The organism is Streptomyces noursei, from assembly GCF_016917755.1.
In the GTDB taxonomy this organism is placed as follows: Bacteria; Actinomycetota; Actinomycetes; order Streptomycetales; family Streptomycetaceae; genus Streptomyces; species Streptomyces yunnanensis.
Map to the genome: position 1 here is coordinate 1,882,672 of NZ_CP070326.1, position 15,312 is coordinate 1,897,983.

Below are 15,312 nucleotides of genomic sequence, written 5' to 3' on the forward strand. Positions count from 1 at the left end.
GGCGAGATCCGGACAATCGGGGCTCGACCGCTCAGGACGGGCCGGGGACCCCGTCCAGATGCGGGAGGTCGTGGTCCAGCCGCTCCCGTTTGGCGCGGAGGTACCGGAGGTTCTCCGCGCCGGGCGGCACCAGCAGCGGGACCCGTTCGGCGACCGGCACGCCGTACCGCTCCAGCGCCTCCCCCTTGCGCGGATTGTTCGACAGCAGTCGCACCGAGCGGACGCCGAGGTCCTGGAGCATCCCCGCCGCGGAGCGGTAGTCGCGGGCGTCGACCGGCAACCCCAGCGCGACGTTCGCGTCCACGGTGTCCAGACCGTCGTCCTGCTGGAGTTTCATCGCCCGCAGCTTCGCCAGCAGCCCGATGCCACGCCCCTCGTGGCCCTGGAGGTAGACCAGGACGCCGCACCCCTCCTCGGCTATCGCCCGTAACGACGCGGCCAGTTGCTCACCGCACTCGCAGTGCTTGGAGCCGAAGGCATCGCCCGTCAGACACTCCGAATGCAGCCGGGTGAGCACCCGCTCCCCCGCTGCCTCCCCCCGGACCAGGGCCACCTGCTCGATTCCGGTGCAACGGTCGAGAAAGCCGACGGCCCGGAACTCTCCGTACCTGGTGGGGAGTCGGACCTCCACCACCCGTCGCACGCCCGGGTCGCCGACGTCGAAAGCGCCCTCGGAGTCCGTCATGGCATGATCGTACCCGCGTTCGGACCTCCGCGGCGGGCGTCGTCACGGCCGGCCGCGGATCCGCCAACCGGGTTCACCCCACGCCGGATTGCCGCCGATCGGAGCCTGCCGATGCCCACGACCGCGCCGGACCACCGGAGTTCGCCCGCCGGCCTGCCGTCCCATACCACCGAGGACGTCCGCGCCGGACGCCCCCGGCTGGCCCTGCTGCCCATCGGCAGCTTCGAACAGCACGGGGCCCACCTGCCGTTGACCACCGACACCCTCATCGCATGCGCCGTCGCCGCGGAGATCGCCGCCCGCCACGAGGTGCTGCTGCTGCCGCCGCTGACCGTCTCGTGCTCCCACGAACACGCCGACTGGCCGGGCACCGTCAGCCTCTCCGCGCGCACCCTGCACGCGGTGGTCACCGACATCGCCGCGTCCCTGCACCGCTCCGGCGTCCGCGCCCTGGTGCTGGTCAACGGCCACGGCGGAAACTACGTGCTGCGCAACGTCGTCCAGGAGTCCGCGGCGCACGACGGGATCCGGATGGCGCTCTTCCCCGGCCCGGCGGACTGGGCCGCGGCGCGCGAGCGGGCCGGCCTGGAGACCTCCGCCCACGACGACATGCACGCCGGCGAGACCGAGACCTCGATCCTGCTGCACACCCACCCCGAAGTGGTCCGGGACGGCTACGCCACCGCCGACCACCGCGCCGACGAACGACCGCATCTGCTCACCCTCGGCATGGCCGCTACACCGCCTCCGGGGTGATCGGGCGGCCGTCCCTGGCCTCCGCCGAGAAGGGCCGGGAACTGCTGGCCGGGCTGGTCGAGGCGTTCGACGCGTACCCGGAGGTGTGCGGTGTCCGCGGCGACTGACCCGCTCGGCGCGGCGGCGACCTGGGCGTTGCTGCTCGGGATCCGCGGCGCGGCGCAGGCGGCGGCCGCCGGGCTGCGGTCGGACGGCGACGCCGGCGGCCCGGACGGCCCGGACGGGCACCCGCCGCGGGCCCTCTCCCCCGCCGCGGCGGAGCTGGCCGAGCGGTACCTGCCGCTGTGCCTGGCCGGCCCCCGGGTGGTGTTCGCGCAGCTCGGGCAGAGCCTGGACGGCTTCATCGCGACCCGTACCGGAGACGCCGACTACGTCACCGGGGAGGAGGACCGCCGGCATCTGCACCGGCTGCGGGCCCTGGCCGACGCGGTGCTGGTCGGCGCCGGGACCGCGGTGGCCGACGACCCCCGGCTGACCGTCCGCGCCTGCGCCGGGCCCGACCCGGTGCGGGTGGTGCTCGACCCGCAGGGCCGGGTGCCACGGACCCGGTGGGTGTTCACCGACGGTGCGGCGCCGACGCTGTGGGTGGTCGGCCCGGGGGTGGTCCCGGAACGCGTCGGGGACGGCGTCGAGGTGCTGGCGCTGCCGGACCGGGACGCGTTCGCGCCGGGGCGGCTGCGGGCCGCACTGGCCGCCCGCGGCCTGGGCCGGGTGCTGGTCGAGGGCGGCGGAGTCACCGTCTCGCGGTTCCTGCGGGCGGGGGCGCTGGACCGGCTGTACCTCACCGTCGCACCGGTCCTGCTCGGCGACGGCGTCCCCGGGCTGCGCTTCCCCGGTACGCCGGTGATGCGCCGGGCGCTACGGCCGCCGGTGCGCCGGTGCGTGCTGGGCGAGGACACGCTCTTCGAGCTGGAGCTGCGGGCTCCGGGCGGCGGCCCGGACGTGGCGGACGCGGTCTAGGGTCTGTCCGACCCCGACCCATCGGACAGTCCCCAGCAGCACCCCGGCGCCGGGCAGGCTCGCGGCCAGGACGAGGGCCCCGTAGACGACGGCGGTGGCCAGGCCCTGCCCGGCCCCCAGCCCGGCGACGCCGAAGGCCCAGGCCGCGACGCCCTCGCGGGGCCCCCAGCCGCCGACGTTCAGCGGCAGCGCCATGGCCGACAGCGCCAGCAGCACCAGCGGCACCAGGTCGGCGACCGGCGCCCGCACCCCGGCGACCCGCGCGGCCAGCAGGAACGTCGCCACATAGCCGGCGAGGACCACCAGCGACAGCGCGGCGACGCCCGACCACAGCGCACCGGCCCGCCCGACCTCGGCCAGCGCGACCCGCAGCCGGCCACCGGGCCAGCCGCCCGCACCCGTCCGGCGACCGCGCGCCCGGCCCAGCAGCACGGCCGCAAGGACGGCCGCCGCGACCGCCGCGCCCACCGCTCCGGCCGCGGGCGTGCCGAGCGCGCGGCCGAGCGCGGTGCGCACCGGCGAGGGCCGGACGGCCAGCGCCACCGTCCCGACCACGAGCAGGACCAGCTGCCCCGCGACCCGCTCCAGGACCACGGCGCGCACGCCCCGGCCCACGTCCCCGGTGGCACGGCCGTGGCACACCGCCCGGTTCACGTCGCCCAGCACCCCGCCGGGCAGCGCCGCGTTGAGGAACAGCGCACGGTAGTACTCCGCCACCGCCCGCCCCAGCGGGAGCCGCAGGCCCAGGCCGCGGGCCACCAGGCACCACCGCCAGGCGCTGCACACGGTCGTCAGCACCCCGATGCCCAGGCCGGCGAGGAGCGTGCCGGCGTCGATCCGGCGCAGGCCGTCCAGGAAGGCGCCGGAGCCCAGGTGCCACAGCAGCACCAGCAGGATGCCCAGCCCGCCGAGCATCCGCAGCCACGACCAGAGTTGACGCTTCATCAGGCGAATCCGGTGTCCCGGAAGCGGGCCGGGCCCGGCAGCGCCAGCAGGTCGGCGTGGTGCACCGTGACGGCCAACTCGCCTGCCGCGCACGCCTCCAGCCGCCGTCCGAGGTATCCGTCGGCCTTGGTGGCCAGCTCCGGTCGCTGCTCCCGGGCCGCGGCCACCCAGCCCCGCAGCCACTGCTCGGTCAGCACGCGCTCGGGCCCGCCCAGCCGCCAGGGGCTGGGGCGGGTCACCACCCGCGCCCCGCGCCGGGTGAACGCCCCGGTGGCCGCGACGACCGCGTCCGGCCCCAGCAGCCGGCGTCCGCCCGCGGTCCGCCGCTGGTGCGCGTTGAACGCGGCGGAGAGCTCCGCGTCGAGCGGGTCGGCCGGGGACAGTTCGACCCGGCCGGTGACGGAGAGCGCCAGCAGCGCCGGACAGCCGGCACCGGTACAGGCCGTGACGAGGGTCTCCAGCTCGTCGCGGGTGAGCACATCGAGCAGCGCGGAGGCGGTCACCAGCGACGTACCAGCGAGGGCGGCCGCGGTCAGCCCGGCCAGCCCGCCGCAGTCGGCGTCGGCCGTAACGGGCCGTCCATCGGCGGCGGTTGACGGCATCCGGCTCCCGGCCCGGGCGAGCAGCGCCGGGTCGTGGTCCTGGAGGACCCAGTGCTGGGGGCCGGGCAGCCGGACCGCGAGCCAGCGGCCCATCGAGCCCGTACCGCAGCCCAGGTCGCGGATCGCCAGGCCGCCGGTGCCGCCGAAGCGCTCCGGGGCGGGGGCCGCGGCGAGCCGCTCCCGCAACGGGTGCAGTAGCGCAGGCGATCGGGCCGCGGCGTCCGCCGGCTCCCGCAGCTCCAGCCACTGGGGAGAGAACCGCGGCCGGCCGACCGCGTCGTTCATGGGCTCAACGGCCCGTTCCGCAGCCGTTCCAGCGCTCCGGCCAGACTGTGCGACGTCGTCTCCCACCCCTCCAGGATGGCACGGCGGGCGCGCGCCGCGACCGCGAGTCGCCGCCGCAGGTCCGGTGCGCCGAACCAGGCCCGCAGCGCCCCCGCGAGCGCGGCCGGTTCGTCGGACCGGACGAGCAGTCCGGGAACGTTGCCGTCCGGGGCCCGCCCGACCGCCTCCGGCACGCCGTCCACGGCCGTCGCCAGCACCGGGATCCCGCGCGCCAGCGCCTCAGTGAGCACCATCCCGTACGTCTCGGCGTACGAGGCGAGCAGCACCAGGTCGGCGGCGGCGTAGCAGGCGGCGAGGGCGGCGCCGGTCCGCGGGCCGGCGAGGCGGATGCGGTCGCCCAGGCCCGACGCGGCGATGTCCCGGCGCAGTTGCCGCACGCCGTCCGGGTCGTGCCCGGTGCCGCCGACGAAGGTGCAGCTCCAGGGGGCGTCGGCGACGGTCGCCAGGGCGTCCACCAGGCGGCGGTGGCCCTTGCGCGGGGTCACCGACGCCACGCACAACAGCCCGCCGGCGCCGTCCGTCCCGGGGGCGAGCGGCGCCGGATCGGCGCCCGGCCGGGCGACCGTCACCGGCGGCAGCCCCGGCCCGTGGTGGGCGCGGATCCGGCAGGCGGCCCAGTCGCTGGTGGCGATCACCGCGGCGACGGTGTGCAGGGCGCGCCGTTCGCGGGCGTCCAACTCCGCCGCGGCCTGCGGGGCGAGGCCGGTCTCGTCGGCGAGCGGCAGGTGGAGCAGGACGGCCAGCCGCAGCCGGGCGGCCTCGGGGCGGAGCACGTCGGGCACCCCGCACGCCACCAGGCCGTCCAGCAGCACCACCGCACCGTCCGGCAACCCCGCCAGCAGGCGGGCCAGTCCGGCCGTGGCGGCGGCGTCCGGGCACGGCCAGCCACCGGGCACCGGATGGCGGTGGACCCGCCAGCCCAGGGCCGGCAGGTCGCGGCAGACCCGCAGGTCGTAGACGTTGCCGCCGCTGGGTGCGGTGGGGTCGGCGACACCGCCGGGCAGCACCGCGTGCACCACGCGTCCGCCCGCCGGAGCGGGACCGGTCACCGGGTGCGCCCGCGTCGGGTCACAGCGCGCGCTCGTAACTGGCCCAGGCGATATGGGACTCGTGCAGGGTGACGGTGATCCCGGCCAGCTCGCGGGCGCCCGCGCCGAGGTCGCCGGCGTGCACCCGGTCGACGAGCCGGTCGGCGATGACCTTGGCCAGCGCCTCGGTGGAGGTGTTGGTGCCGGCGAAGGCCGGTTCGTCGTCGAGGTTGCGGTAGTTGAGCTCGGCGACCACCGCGCCGAGCGCCTGGGTGGCCAGGCCGATGTCGACCACGATGTCGTCGTCGTCCAGTTCGGGGCGGCGGAAGGTGGCGTCCACGATGAAGGTCGCGCCGTGCAGACGCTGCGCGGGCCCGAAGACCGCGCCGCGGAAGCTGTGCGCGACCATCAGGTGGTCGCGGACGGTGATGCTGAACACGGGCGTTCCTCCAGGGTGTCGTGACCGAGGTGTCGATACCGGGGTGTCGATACCGGGGCGGGGCGGGGTGTCGCGGGTGGGCGTCACGCCGCGCCGGGCGCGGGGGCGCCGGCCGCCGGATAGCGGATGCGGTGGCAGAGCGCCGGCAGCGCGCCGGAGGCCAGCCGGGGCAGCACCGACGGCAGTTCCGCGAAGCGGGACTCCCCGGTGACCAGCGCGTCGAAGGCGGGGTCGGCGAGGAGGTCCAGCGCGAGCCGGAGCCGGTCGGCGAAGCCGTGCCGGCCGCGGCGGGCCAAGGCGACCGCGCCCACCTGACTGCTGCGCAGGGTCAACCGGCGGGAGTGGAAGGACTCCCCCAGCGGCAGGCCGACCCGGCGGTCGCCGTACCAGCTCAGCTCGATCACGGTGCCTTCCGGGGCGAGGAGTTCGAGGGCCCGGGCCAGGCCCTCCTCGGTGGCGCTGGCGTGGACGACGAGGTCGCAGTCGCCGCGGGCGTCGGCGGGCAGCGCGAACGGGACGCCCAGCGCCTCGGCGGTGGCGGCGCGCGCCGGATCGGCGTCGACCAACTGCACCCGGGCGGCCGGGTAGCGGACCAGCAGGGCGGCGACCGCGGACCCGACCATGCCGCCGCCGACCACCGCGATCTTGTCGCCGAGCAGCGGCGCGGCGTCCCACACGGCGTTCACCGCGGTCTCGACGGTGCCGGCGAGCACCGCGCGCGCCGCGGGGACGTCGTCCGGGACGGGGGTCACCGCGTCCGCCGGGACGACGTAGTGGGTCTGGTGCGGGTAGAGGCAGAAGACCGTGCGCCCGCGGAGCGGGGCCGGCCCCTCCTCGACCACGCCCACGTTCAGATAGCCGTACTTGACCGGGGCCGGGAACGCGCCGTCCTGGAACGGGGCGCGCATCGCCGCGTACTGGCTCGGCGGGACGCCGCCGCGGAAGACCAGGCTCTCGGTGCCGCGGCTCACCCCGGAGTAGAGCGTGCGCACCAGGACCTCGTCGGCACCGGGCCGCGGCAGCTCGACCGCCCGGATCTCGCCGCGGCCTGGAGCGCTGAGCCAGAAGCCCTGGGCGACGCGCGGCAACGAATCCTCCTGGACGGTGCGGCGATGCGTCGTGGATGCTGGGCGACGCACACCGGGGATCACGGCGACGGCGTCACCCTACGCGGCGTCCCCCGGCTCCGCCACAGGGTCTGGGAGGCGCGATGGCCGGACAAGCGCGGTTCGGGACAAGGCCGTTCGACCCGGCGCCGGCGGCCGGGACGGTCGCGCAACTGGTCCTGCTGGCGGTGCTGTGCCGGGCGGTGGGGCTGGGCCCGGCGGGGTGGCTGACGGGCTGCGTCTTCGCGGCGGCCACCTGGGCCGTGCTGGCCCGGGCGCTCCGCGGGTCCTGGCCGCGCTCCTTCGGGCCGGCCAACCGCGTCACGCTGGCCCGGGCCGCGCTCGTCGGCGGGGTGACGGCGCTGGTCGTCGACTCCTTCGACCGGCCGGTGCCGGTGCCGGTGCTGGTCGGGCTGGCCGCGGTGGCGCTGGTCCTGGACGCGGTGGACGGCCAGGTGGCGCGGCGCACCGGGACGGTGACGGCGCTCGGGGCGCGGTTCGACATGGAGGTCGACGCGTTCTTGATCCTGGTGCTGTCCGTCCACGTGGTCGTGCCGCTGGGGCCGTGGGTGCTGGCCATCGGCGCGCTGCGCTATCTGTTCGTCGCGGCGTCCTGGGTGCTGCCGTGGCTGCGCGCGCCGCTGCCGCACAGCATGGCGCGCAAGACGGTGGCCGCGCTCCAGGGCATCGTGCTCGTGGTGGCGGCCGCCGGGATCGTGCCGCGGGCGGTCGAACGGGGCGCGGTGGCGGGGGCGCTGGCGCTGCTGGTGTGGTCCTTCGGGCGGGACGTGGGGTGGCTGTGGCGCGTGCGGCGGGGGGCGGTCGGCCGGGGTGCCGGGGATCCCGCGGCACGGGCTGCCGGCGGGGAGTCGGTGTCGGGGGCGAGGTGAGGCCGGGGGGGCGTCACGTTCCCGCGTGGCGCCCGAGGTAGACGACCAGCGCCAGGAACACCAGCACCAACTGGGTCACGGCGATGTAGAGGAGCACGCGTATCCACAGGCTGCGCCGGGCCGCCTCGTGGGCCGCGGCGCGCTGGGTCACCAGGACGGCGGCGGGCAGCCGCGCCAGTCGGGTGCCGGGGCGGACCGCGGTGACCCGGGCCCGGCGGACGCCGCAGCGGGGCGACGTCAGATGCCGGGCGGCGATCTTCGGGCAGGCACGCCCGTGGCCGCCGGCGGGGCGCAGCGGGCCCGGCCCGGAGTAGCGGCGGCCACGGCAGGCCCGGGCGGCGGCGGTGGGTATGCAGGTGCGGGAGCGGACCGCGCGCCACGGCGGCGGCCCCTTGCGTCGCGGTGCGCCGGACATCGGCCGTCACCCGGCTCCGGTGGCGCCGGACGCCGCGGATCGCCGGCGCGGCGGCGGGCCGCTCACTCCGACGCCTCCTGGGAGGCATCGCCCGCGCCGCGGTCCGGGTCGATCCCGATGCCGTGCGCGATCCGCAGTGCGTCGTCCAGTTCGTCCTCCGCGACGGCCAGCGCATAGGCGTCATCGGCGGCCCGCGCCGCCTCGACGGCGGCCCGCGCCGCGCGCACCCGTTCCCGTACCGATTCGGCGAAACCGCCCACGCATGCCCTCCGCGTTCAGGCCGACCGGCCATCGCGTTGTTCGTTGAACAGGGGAATTCCTCAACTGTAGACGACGGGCCCGCCGGGTTGAACGGGCGGGGCGCGCCCGGCGGGTCCGCCGCCGGTGCCGAATGGACGGCCCGGTCCCGGCACTTGCCGCCCTTGAACCTCCCGCTGCGGGAGCTTCTACGTTCGTCCCGCGGCCGCCGCTCGGGGGCCGCGCACCGTGGACGAGGACGAGGAGTACCCGAGATGACCGCATTCGTGCTGGTGTCGGGCGGCTACACCGGTGGCTGGATCTGGCGGGAGGTGGCCGCGCTGCTCCGGGAGCGGGGCCACACCCCGCTCCCGGTGACGCTGACGGGGATGGGCGACCGGCGCCATCTGGCCGGACCCGACACGGACCTGGAGACGCACATCGAGGACATCGTGCAGGTGCTGGAGCACGAGGACGTCCGGGACGCGGTGCTGGTGGGCCACTGCTACGGCCTGCTCCCGGTGCTGGGCGCCGCCGACCGCCGTGCGGACCGGGTGGGTTCCCTGGTCTATCTGGACACCGGGATGCCCCAGGACGGCGACGCGGGGGTCGATGTGATGCCCGATCCGGCCGTGCGGGACCGGCTGCTGGGGCGGGCGACGGAGTGCGGCGGGGGACGGTTCCTGCCGCCCCCGCCGCTGGAGGACGAGGAGGTGTGGGGCGATCTCACCGGGGTGGCGCCGGCCGACCGGGTCCGGATGGAGGGACTGGCGGCGCCGCAGCCGCTGGGCACCCTGACCCGGCCGCTCCGGCTCACCGGCGCCGCCGCCGCGCTGCCGAGCACCGGCGTCTTCTGCACCGCCAACGGGCCCGGCATCGCGGCCCTGGAGGCCCTGTTGGCGACCGGGGACCCGCGCTACGCGGTGCTCGCCGAGCCCCGGGTGGGCTACTTCGACCTGGAGACCGGGCACTATCCGATGCTCTCGCGGCCCGGTGAGCTGACCGACGTGCTGATCCGGGCGGCGGCCGGTGAGGGCCGCCGCCTCGGGTAGCGCGGGTCAGCCGGCCTGTTCCGACCCCGCCCGACCGGCCTCCTCCTGCTCCTGGGCCGCCGCGAACCGCTCCCGGGCCTCGACGAGGTCCTCTTCGGTCGGCGCGTCGTCCTGGGTGAGGCTGCGGCGCCAGTAGCCGGCGAACTCGATCCGGCGCTTGTCGAGACCGCGGTCGGCGATCAGATGGCGCCGCAGGGAGCGGACCGCGCCGGCCTCCCCGGCCAGCCAGGCCAGGGCCGGGTCCGCCGGGAGGCGGGCCGCACGGACGGCGGTGAGCAGGGCGCCGTCGGGCCCGGCCGCGGCGCGGTCCCGGTGCACCCAGTGGACGGTGAGGTCGGCGCGGGTCGGCAGGGGCTGCTCCTCGGCCCCGTCCGCGATCTCGATCCAGGCCGTCGCGCGGGCGGTTGCGGGCAGGGCCTCGGCGAGCGAGCCGATCGCGGGCAGCGCGGTCTCGTCGCCGGCCAGCAGGATCGGGCCGGGGGCGTCCAGGGGCAGCGGCCGGGCGTAGACCGCCGACGGCCCGTACCGGGCGAGGGTGTCGCCGACGGACGCGGTGGCCGCCCAGCGGGTCGCGGGGCCGGCCGGCTCGTGCGCGCCGTGCAGGACGAAGTCGACGGTGAGCCACTGCCGCTCGGGGTCGTAGGCGCGCACGGTGTAGCTGCGCATCCAGGGGCGTTCGTCCTCGGGGAGCGCGAGGAACGCCTGGTACCACCGCATCCCGTCGTCGCCGGCGGGGGCCTCGGGGAGTCGCGGGGCGGTCTGGCCCGGTCGGGGGAAGAGGAGCTTGAGCTGCTGGTCGGGCCAGGTGGGGAAGGTGTCGAGGCCGTCCCCGGCGAAGGTGCAGCGGACCATGCGCGGGGTGAGCCGCCGGACGCCGGTGACCTGGATGAGCGCGACGGGCAGGACCGTCATGGGAACTCCTTGCGGTGTGGTGCGGACGGTGGGTCGGCTGGCTAGTGGCCCGGAGCGGCGCCGAGGTACTCGCGAAGGTGTCGGGCGGTCAGCGACGTGCCGTTCTCGACGAGGTCGCGCGGGGTGCCGGCGAAGACGACCCGGCCGCCGTCGTCGCCCGCGCCCGGGCCCAGGTCGATGATCCAGTCGGCGTGGGCCATCACCGCCTGGTGGTGCTCGATGACGATGACGGTGTTGCCGTCGTCCACCAGCCGGTCGAGCAGCGACTGGACGAAGGCGGTGTAGGTCTCGTTGATCAGCCGTTGGGACTCGGTGGCCACCGTGCCGAAGACCAGCGAGGATTTCCCGGACCCGGAAACCCCCGTGAAGACCGTCAGCCGGCGCTTGGGGATATCGACGGACACATCGGCGAGATTGTTCTCCCGGGCGCCCCGGACCTCGATCATTTCGTGGCCGCCCGCGCTGGCCGGCAGTCGCGCGGGCGCCGCCGGCCGCGCCCCCCACTCGGTTTCCATGACCCTCTCCCCTGATATCCTTACGCCATAAAGTGTTCGATCGGAGACGGTAGCTTTACACCCTAAGGAGTAGCAAGTTGACGGTATTCGCGGGCCAGGGCGACGCCCGCCGTTCCCTGTCCCTGCTGTGGCGGGCCGAGGAATCCGACGCCGCGGACCGCCCCCGCGCGACCCGCGGCCCCAAACCGGCGCTGAGCGTGGAGGCGATCGTGGCCGCGGGCATCGCGGTGGCCGACGCGGAGGGCATGGCGGCACTGTCGATGCGCACCGTCGGCGAGCGACTGGGCCGCACGGCGATGGCGCTGTACACCTACGTCCCCGGCAAGACCGAGCTGGTGGACCTGATGTACGACCAGGCGCTGGCCGAGCTCCCCACCGACTACGACCTGTCCGCCGGCTGGCAGTCCGCGGTGACGTCCTGGGCCACCGACACCTGGGAGTTCTCTCTGCGCCACCCCTGGGTGCTCCAGGTCTCGCAGGCGCGCCCGGTGCTGGGCCCGCACGAGTACACCGCCATGGAGACCCTGCTGCGGGTGCTCTACACCACCGGGCTGGACTCCGCCGCGCTGCGCCGGATCGTCGGCGTGCTGTTCCACTTCGTCCGCGGCGCCGCCCGGACCGTCGCCGAGTCCCGGGAGGCGGCCACCGCCACCGGCGTCACCGACGAGGACTGGTGGCACTCCCGCGCCGGCACGCTGACCGAGGTGGTCCCGGACTTCGCGGAGCGCTTCCCACTGCTGGTCCGCCTGGAGACCGAGGGCGCCTCGCCGCCGCCGGAGGAGGGCGCGCAAGGCTCCTACCTCGAACGCGAGGCGCGGGCGACCTTCGACGCCGGGCTCACGGTGATCCTGGACGGCATCGAGGCGGCCGTCGCACGGCAGGCCGCGCGGCCACCCCGGTAGCCGCCGTTGGAGTGATGAAGCCACCGGGCGTGCCGCGGGCGGGTGTCGTCTGGACGTGTGACGGCGTTGAGCATCCGTGACCGCCCCCCGCCTCCGTCCGTGGTTCCTGCCCGCCAGCCTCGCGGCCCTGCTGACGCAGACCCCGCCGGACGGCCCGGCTGACGCTCCGTCCGATCCCGGACCGGGCCCGAGGGCTGCTCCGGGGTCGGGCCGCGGGCACGCCGACCGGGCCACCGCGCCCCGCGCCACCGGCCCCCGCCAGGGCGCCCCCGGACCGGAAAACTGACGCCCGCACGCACCGTGTCCGTCGGGCTACCACATGTGGCGAGCGCGGATGATCGCCCATAGCTTCGCCTCATGGCTCTACGACACATGCCCCGCGGGGCACGGCGGATGACCCACCTGGGCTGCGCGGCGGCGGTCCTGGCCGGCGCGCTCGGCCTGGCCCCGCCGTCCCAGGCCACGCCGGACCGCGACGACCGGGTGCTCGTCGTCCACCCCGGGGAATCGATCCAGCGGGCGGTGGACGCGGCCCACCCGGGCGACACCGTGGCCGTGCTGCCCGGCGTGTACCGCGAGAGCGTGCTGATCAACAAGTCGCATCTGGTGCTCCGCGGCACCGACGGCGGCACGGTGATCGCCCCGCCCGCCACCCGGGCGGCGAACGCCTGCGGGCAGAACGGCGACGGCATCTGCGTCCTCGCCGGCCACGGCGACCCGCTCACCGACGTCCATCTGCGGCGGCTGACCGTCGAGGGCTTCCGCCGGAACGGCGTGTGGGCCTCCGGCACCGAGGGGTTGACGGTGCGCGGCGTCACCGCGCGGCACAACGGCCAGTGGGGCATCGCGCTGGAGAAGTCGGTGCGCAGCCTGCTGCGCGACGACACCGCGTCGGAGAACGGCGACGCGGGGATCTTCCTGGCCAACGTGGTCACGGAGGAGGGCGGGGCGATCGACACCCGGCGCACCCAGATCGTCGAGAACCGGCTCGCCGGCAACCGCATCGGCATCACGGCCAGGCGGCTCCGGAACCTGCTGATCGCCCACAACACCGTGGCCGGGAACTGCGCCGGGGTGTTCGTGGTCGGCGACGAGGGCCACCCCAAGGCCGGCGCCCTGACGGTACGGGACAACGAGGTCTCGCGGAACAACAAGCACTGCCCGGCGACCAAGCGGCTGTCGTTCCTCCAGGGCTCCGGCATCGTCCTGACCGGCGCCGAGGACACCCTCGTCCGGCACAACCTCGTCCGCGACAACGCCGGCGCCTCGCCGCTGTCGGGCGGCGTGGTGCTCTTCCCCAGCTTCGTCAAGGCTTCCAGCGACCGCAACGTGATCAGCGACAACGTCGTCCTGCGGAACTCCCCGGCGGACTTGATCAACGCGGACAAGGCCGGCCGCAAGAACGTCTTCACCCGCAACACCTGCCGGACCTCCAGGCCGGCCGGGCTGTGTCGATAGCGGTGCCGGCCGTGGCCGACCGCCGCGACCGCCGCGCAGCGGCCCTCTCAACGCGAACGCCAAACGGGAGAATTGAGGCGGAATGACCACCGTGAGCTCCACCCCCCAACCCACCATGCGGCTGCGGGAACTCATCTTCGGCGCCGCCTGCGCGGCGGCCGTCCGCGCGGCCGCCCGGCTCGGCGTGGCCGATGCGCTGGGCGAGCGGCCCACGCCCGTGGAGGAGCTGGCCGCGGCGGTGGGCACCGAACCAGGTCCGCTGGAACGGCTGTTGCGGGCGCTGGCCTGCTACGGGATCTTCGAGGAGACCGAAGGCGGGAAGTTCGTCCACACCGAGATGTCGCGGCTGCTGCGCGAGGACGCCCCGAACAGCCTGCGCCACATCTCCCTGTGGTGCACCGAGCCGTGGACGTGGGAGGCGTGGCCGCGGCTGGACGACGCGGTGCGCTCCGGCCGGAACGTCTTCGACGACCTCTACGGCAAGGGCTTCTTCGAGTACCTGCACGAGGACGCCCGCGACTCCGCGCAGGTCTTCGACCGCGCGATGACCACCTCCAGCAGGCAGTCGGCCCGCGACATCGTCGAACTCCTCGACCTCACCGGGGTGTCGACGGTGGCGGACGTCGGCGGCGGCCAGGGCCACGTCCTGGCCGGCCTGTTGGAGAAGTACCCCTCGCTGCGCGGTGCCCTGCTGGACCTGCCGTCGGTGGTGGACACCGCCGACGCCCGGCTGCGGGACGGCGGTCCGCTGGCCGAGCGGGCGCGGATCGTGCCCGGCGACTGCCGCGAGGAGATCCCGGTCGAGGCCGACCTCTACATCATCAAGAACATCCTGGAGTGGGACGACGACAGCACCCGCAGAACGCTGGGGAACGTCGTCGAGGTGGCCCGGCCCGGCGCCCGGGTCGTGGTCATCGAGAACCTCGTGGACGACAGCCCGTCGATGAAGTTCACCACCGCCATGGACCTGCTGCTCCTGCTGAACGTGGGCGGCGCCAAGCACTCCAAGGAGAGCCTGGTCCGGCACATGGCCGAGGCCGGGCTGCTGGTCCACGACATCCTGGTGGTCAACCCGTATCTGCACGCCTTCGAGTGCACCGTGCCCGCGAAGTGAGCCGACGTGGACGGGCCGACGACGGAGACCGGGGCGGCCTCCCCGCAGGACATGCCGGGGAGGCCGGTCACCGTGCGCCGGTCCGGATCAGCCGGCGCGGTCCCGTTCCCAGCGGTAGAACTCCTGGGCCATGGCGTCCTTGGGACTGCGCCAGGTCTCCGGGTCGTACGCGCTGACGTACGCGGACAGCCTCTTGCTGATGGCCTGGAACTCCGGGTGCTGGTGCGCCTTGGCGATCTCCGGGCCGGGCGGGACGTCGGACTCGATGAGGTGCAGGTACACCTCACCGAACTGGAACAGCGTCCGCCGGTTGACGCCCACCAAGTGGGGCAGCTCCGTGCGGTCCGAGGACGCGAAGACCTCGGCGATGTCGGGAGCCGAGCCGGGCTTCATCCGGGCGACGATCAGAGCGTGGTGCATCGGGGAGGTTCCCTTCCTTGCCGCCGGGCGGCGGTCCGGGGTCGGACTGACGGGCGGTCGGTGTCAGGCGTTCGCGCGCAGCTCGCGGTCGCGCTGCTCGATCCGGTCCCGGATGAGCTCCATCTGGATCCGGGAGTTGCGGTTGATGTGCTCGGTCATGCCCTTGTCGTCGACCGGCGCCTCGGGCTTCATCGCGAAGTCCTGGGTCCAGTGCATCGAGGTGCCGCCGGGGATCTCCTTGTACTTCCAGAAGATGTCCATGAACTTGAACGGGCCGGTCTCCACGCGGCGGGCGCGGACGGTCAGCGCCCCGCGGTCCGGGGTCCGCTCCGAGACCCAGCTCCAGACCTGGCCGTTCTCGTCGGGGTGCATGGTCAGCCGGAAGGTGGTGGTGTCGCCCTCCTGGGAGAGCACCTCCACGGAGGCGTACTCGCTGAAGAGCCGGGGCCAGTTCTCCAGGTCGTTGGTCATGTCCCAGACGAGGCTGAGCGGGGCGGCGATGGTGATCTCGTTCTCGGTGTGGCCGGGCAT

At 75.3% G+C, this 15,312-nt stretch carries 18 protein-coding genes and 1 pseudogene; 7 read left to right on the plus strand and 12 right to left on the minus strand.

From position 1 onward, the window contains the following. Window positions 1-31: 31 nt before the first annotated feature. Window positions 32-685 (minus strand): GTP cyclohydrolase II, encoded by a 654-nt coding sequence (gene ribA / locus JNO44_RS08115; RefSeq protein WP_205362582.1) that lies wholly within the window; start codon window positions 683-685, stop codon window positions 32-34. 111 nt (window positions 686-796) lie between these two features. Here ribA and JNO44_RS08120 point away from each other — a divergent pair. Then, window positions 797-1,548, plus strand: a pseudogene (locus JNO44_RS08120) (creatininase family protein). Next, window positions 1,532-2,401: a RibD family protein gene (locus JNO44_RS08125; protein WP_205362584.1), complete on the plus strand. Its 870-nt coding sequence runs from the start codon at window positions 1,532-1,534 to the stop codon at window positions 2,399-2,401. The pseudogene JNO44_RS08120 and the gene JNO44_RS08125 overlap by 17 nt, the downstream one beginning before the upstream one ends. Here JNO44_RS08125 and JNO44_RS08130 read toward each other — a convergent pair. The 5 genes from JNO44_RS08130 to JNO44_RS08150 form a co-directional block, all read right to left on the minus strand. Then, the gene (locus JNO44_RS08130; protein WP_205362586.1) at window positions 2,300-3,346 is read right to left on the minus strand and encodes a lysylphosphatidylglycerol synthase transmembrane domain-containing protein; all 1,047 of its coding nucleotides are present in this window, start codon (window positions 3,344-3,346) and stop codon (window positions 2,300-2,302) included. The two genes, JNO44_RS08125 and JNO44_RS08130, sit on opposite strands and share 102 nt — an antisense overlap. After that, window positions 3,346-4,233 carry a class I SAM-dependent methyltransferase gene (locus tag JNO44_RS08135; RefSeq protein ID WP_205362587.1) on the minus strand — a complete coding sequence of 296 codons (888 nt, stop codon included), beginning with the start codon at window positions 4,231-4,233 and terminating at the stop codon, window positions 3,346-3,348. Before JNO44_RS08135 ends, JNO44_RS08130 begins: the two co-directional genes overlap by 1 nt. After that, window positions 4,230-5,342 carry a glycosyltransferase family 4 protein gene (locus JNO44_RS08140; protein ID WP_240167482.1) on the minus strand — a complete coding sequence of 371 codons (1,113 nt, stop codon included), beginning with the start codon at window positions 5,340-5,342 and terminating at the stop codon, window positions 4,230-4,232. The genes JNO44_RS08135 and JNO44_RS08140 overlap by 4 nt, the downstream gene beginning before the upstream one ends. Before the next feature lie 19 nt (window positions 5,343-5,361). Further along, window positions 5,362-5,760: a 6-pyruvoyl trahydropterin synthase family protein gene (locus JNO44_RS08145; protein WP_205362588.1), complete on the minus strand. Its 399-nt coding sequence runs from the start codon at window positions 5,758-5,760 to the stop codon at window positions 5,362-5,364. 83 nt (window positions 5,761-5,843) lie between these two features. Further along, complete coding sequence (locus tag JNO44_RS08150) at window positions 5,844-6,848, minus strand: zinc-dependent alcohol dehydrogenase (RefSeq protein ID WP_205362589.1); 1,005 nt, start codon at window positions 6,846-6,848, stop codon at window positions 5,844-5,846. A gap of 122 nt (window positions 6,849-6,970) precedes the next feature. On the opposite strand from JNO44_RS08150, the gene JNO44_RS08155 reads away from it, so the two are divergent. After that, window positions 6,971-7,756, plus strand: a complete 786-nt coding sequence (locus tag JNO44_RS08155) for a CDP-alcohol phosphatidyltransferase family protein (protein WP_205362590.1) — start codon at window positions 6,971-6,973, stop codon at window positions 7,754-7,756. A gap of 13 nt (window positions 7,757-7,769) precedes the next feature. On the opposite strand, the gene JNO44_RS08160 is transcribed toward JNO44_RS08155, so the two are convergent. Continuing rightward, the gene (locus JNO44_RS08160) at window positions 7,770-8,171 is read right to left on the minus strand and encodes a DUF6126 family protein (protein WP_205362591.1); all 402 of its coding nucleotides are present in this window, start codon (window positions 8,169-8,171) and stop codon (window positions 7,770-7,772) included. 62 nt (window positions 8,172-8,233) lie between these two features. Then, on the minus strand, window positions 8,234-8,431 hold the full coding sequence (locus JNO44_RS08165) for a hypothetical protein (protein WP_039638411.1): 198 nt from the start codon (window positions 8,429-8,431) through the stop codon (window positions 8,234-8,236). Between the two features lie 252 nt (window positions 8,432-8,683). Here JNO44_RS08165 and JNO44_RS08170 point away from each other — a divergent pair, with 252 nt between their 5' ends. Further along, entirely contained in the window at window positions 8,684-9,460 is a 777-nt protein-coding gene (locus JNO44_RS08170) for an alpha/beta hydrolase (protein WP_205362592.1), read from the plus strand. 6 nt (window positions 9,461-9,466) lie between these two features. Here JNO44_RS08170 and JNO44_RS08175 read toward each other — a convergent pair whose 3' ends face one another. Beyond that, the gene (locus JNO44_RS08175) at window positions 9,467-10,372 is read right to left on the minus strand and encodes a siderophore-interacting protein (RefSeq protein WP_205362593.1); all 906 of its coding nucleotides are present in this window, start codon (window positions 10,370-10,372) and stop codon (window positions 9,467-9,469) included. Between the two features lie 41 nt (window positions 10,373-10,413). Continuing rightward, a complete protein-coding gene (locus JNO44_RS45100) occupies window positions 10,414-10,818 on the minus strand; it encodes a P-loop NTPase family protein (protein ID WP_420882744.1) in 405 nt (134 codons plus the stop codon). Window positions 10,819-10,964: 146 nt separating this feature from the next. Between JNO44_RS45100 and JNO44_RS08190 the strand changes: the two genes are divergently transcribed. The 3 genes from JNO44_RS08190 to JNO44_RS08200 all read left to right on the plus strand — a co-directional run bounded on the left by JNO44_RS08190 (window position 10,965) and on the right by JNO44_RS08200 (window position 14,361). Next, window positions 10,965-11,789, plus strand: coding sequence for a TetR/AcrR family transcriptional regulator C-terminal domain-containing protein (locus JNO44_RS08190; RefSeq protein WP_205362595.1), 825 nt, complete (start codon window positions 10,965-10,967; stop codon window positions 11,787-11,789). Window positions 11,790-12,146: 357 nt separating this feature from the next. Next, complete coding sequence (locus JNO44_RS08195; RefSeq protein WP_235092687.1) at window positions 12,147-13,247, plus strand: right-handed parallel beta-helix repeat-containing protein; 1,101 nt, start codon at window positions 12,147-12,149, stop codon at window positions 13,245-13,247. Between the two features lie 82 nt (window positions 13,248-13,329). After that, window positions 13,330-14,361 carry a methyltransferase gene (locus JNO44_RS08200; protein WP_205362598.1) on the plus strand — a complete coding sequence of 344 codons (1,032 nt, stop codon included), beginning with the start codon at window positions 13,330-13,332 and terminating at the stop codon, window positions 14,359-14,361. An 87-nt stretch (window positions 14,362-14,448) separates the two neighbouring features. Here the strand turns inward: JNO44_RS08200 and JNO44_RS08205 are convergent, their stop codons facing one another. Both JNO44_RS08205 and JNO44_RS08210 read right to left on the minus strand, forming a co-directional pair. Further along, window positions 14,449-14,781, minus strand: a complete 333-nt coding sequence (locus tag JNO44_RS08205) for a TcmI family type II polyketide cyclase (RefSeq protein WP_067354634.1) — start codon at window positions 14,779-14,781, stop codon at window positions 14,449-14,451. Between the two features lie 63 nt (window positions 14,782-14,844). Beyond that, window positions 14,845-15,312 carry an SRPBCC family protein gene (locus JNO44_RS08210; RefSeq protein ID WP_039638404.1) on the minus strand — a complete coding sequence of 156 codons (468 nt, stop codon included), beginning with the start codon at window positions 15,310-15,312 and terminating at the stop codon, window positions 14,845-14,847.

Bases quoted from the DNA above. Each gene is read 5' to 3' on its own strand.
- ribA (WP_205362582.1), bottom strand. From the start codon at position 685: ATGACGGACTCCGAGGGCGCTTTCGACGTCGGCGACCCGGGCGTGCGA.
- JNO44_RS08130 (WP_205362586.1), bottom strand. From the start codon at position 3,346: ATGAAGCGTCAACTCTGGTCGTGGCTGCGGATGCTCGGCGGGCTGGGC.
- JNO44_RS08135 (WP_205362587.1), bottom strand. From the start codon at position 4,233: ATGAACGACGCGGTCGGCCGGCCGCGGTTCTCTCCCCAGTGGCTGGAG.
- JNO44_RS08155 (WP_205362590.1), top strand. From the start codon at position 6,971: ATGGCCGGACAAGCGCGGTTCGGGACAAGGCCGTTCGACCCGGCGCCG.
- JNO44_RS08160 (WP_205362591.1), bottom strand. From the start codon at position 8,171: ATGTCCGGCGCACCGCGACGCAAGGGGCCGCCGCCGTGGCGCGCGGTC.
- JNO44_RS08170 (WP_205362592.1), top strand. From the start codon at position 8,684: ATGACCGCATTCGTGCTGGTGTCGGGCGGCTACACCGGTGGCTGGATC.
- JNO44_RS08175 (WP_205362593.1), bottom strand. From the start codon at position 10,372: ATGACGGTCCTGCCCGTCGCGCTCATCCAGGTCACCGGCGTCCGGCGG.
- JNO44_RS45100 (WP_420882744.1), bottom strand. From the start codon at position 10,818: ATGATCGAGGTCCGGGGCGCCCGGGAGAACAATCTCGCCGATGTGTCC.
- JNO44_RS08195 (WP_235092687.1), top strand. From the start codon at position 12,147: ATGGCTCTACGACACATGCCCCGCGGGGCACGGCGGATGACCCACCTG.
- JNO44_RS08200 (WP_205362598.1), top strand. From the start codon at position 13,330: ATGACCACCGTGAGCTCCACCCCCCAACCCACCATGCGGCTGCGGGAA.
- JNO44_RS08205 (WP_067354634.1), bottom strand. From the start codon at position 14,781: ATGCACCACGCTCTGATCGTCGCCCGGATGAAGCCCGGCTCGGCTCCC.
- JNO44_RS08210 (WP_039638404.1), bottom strand. From the start codon at position 15,312: ATGCCCGGCCACACCGAGAACGAGATCACCATCGCCGCCCCGCTCAGC.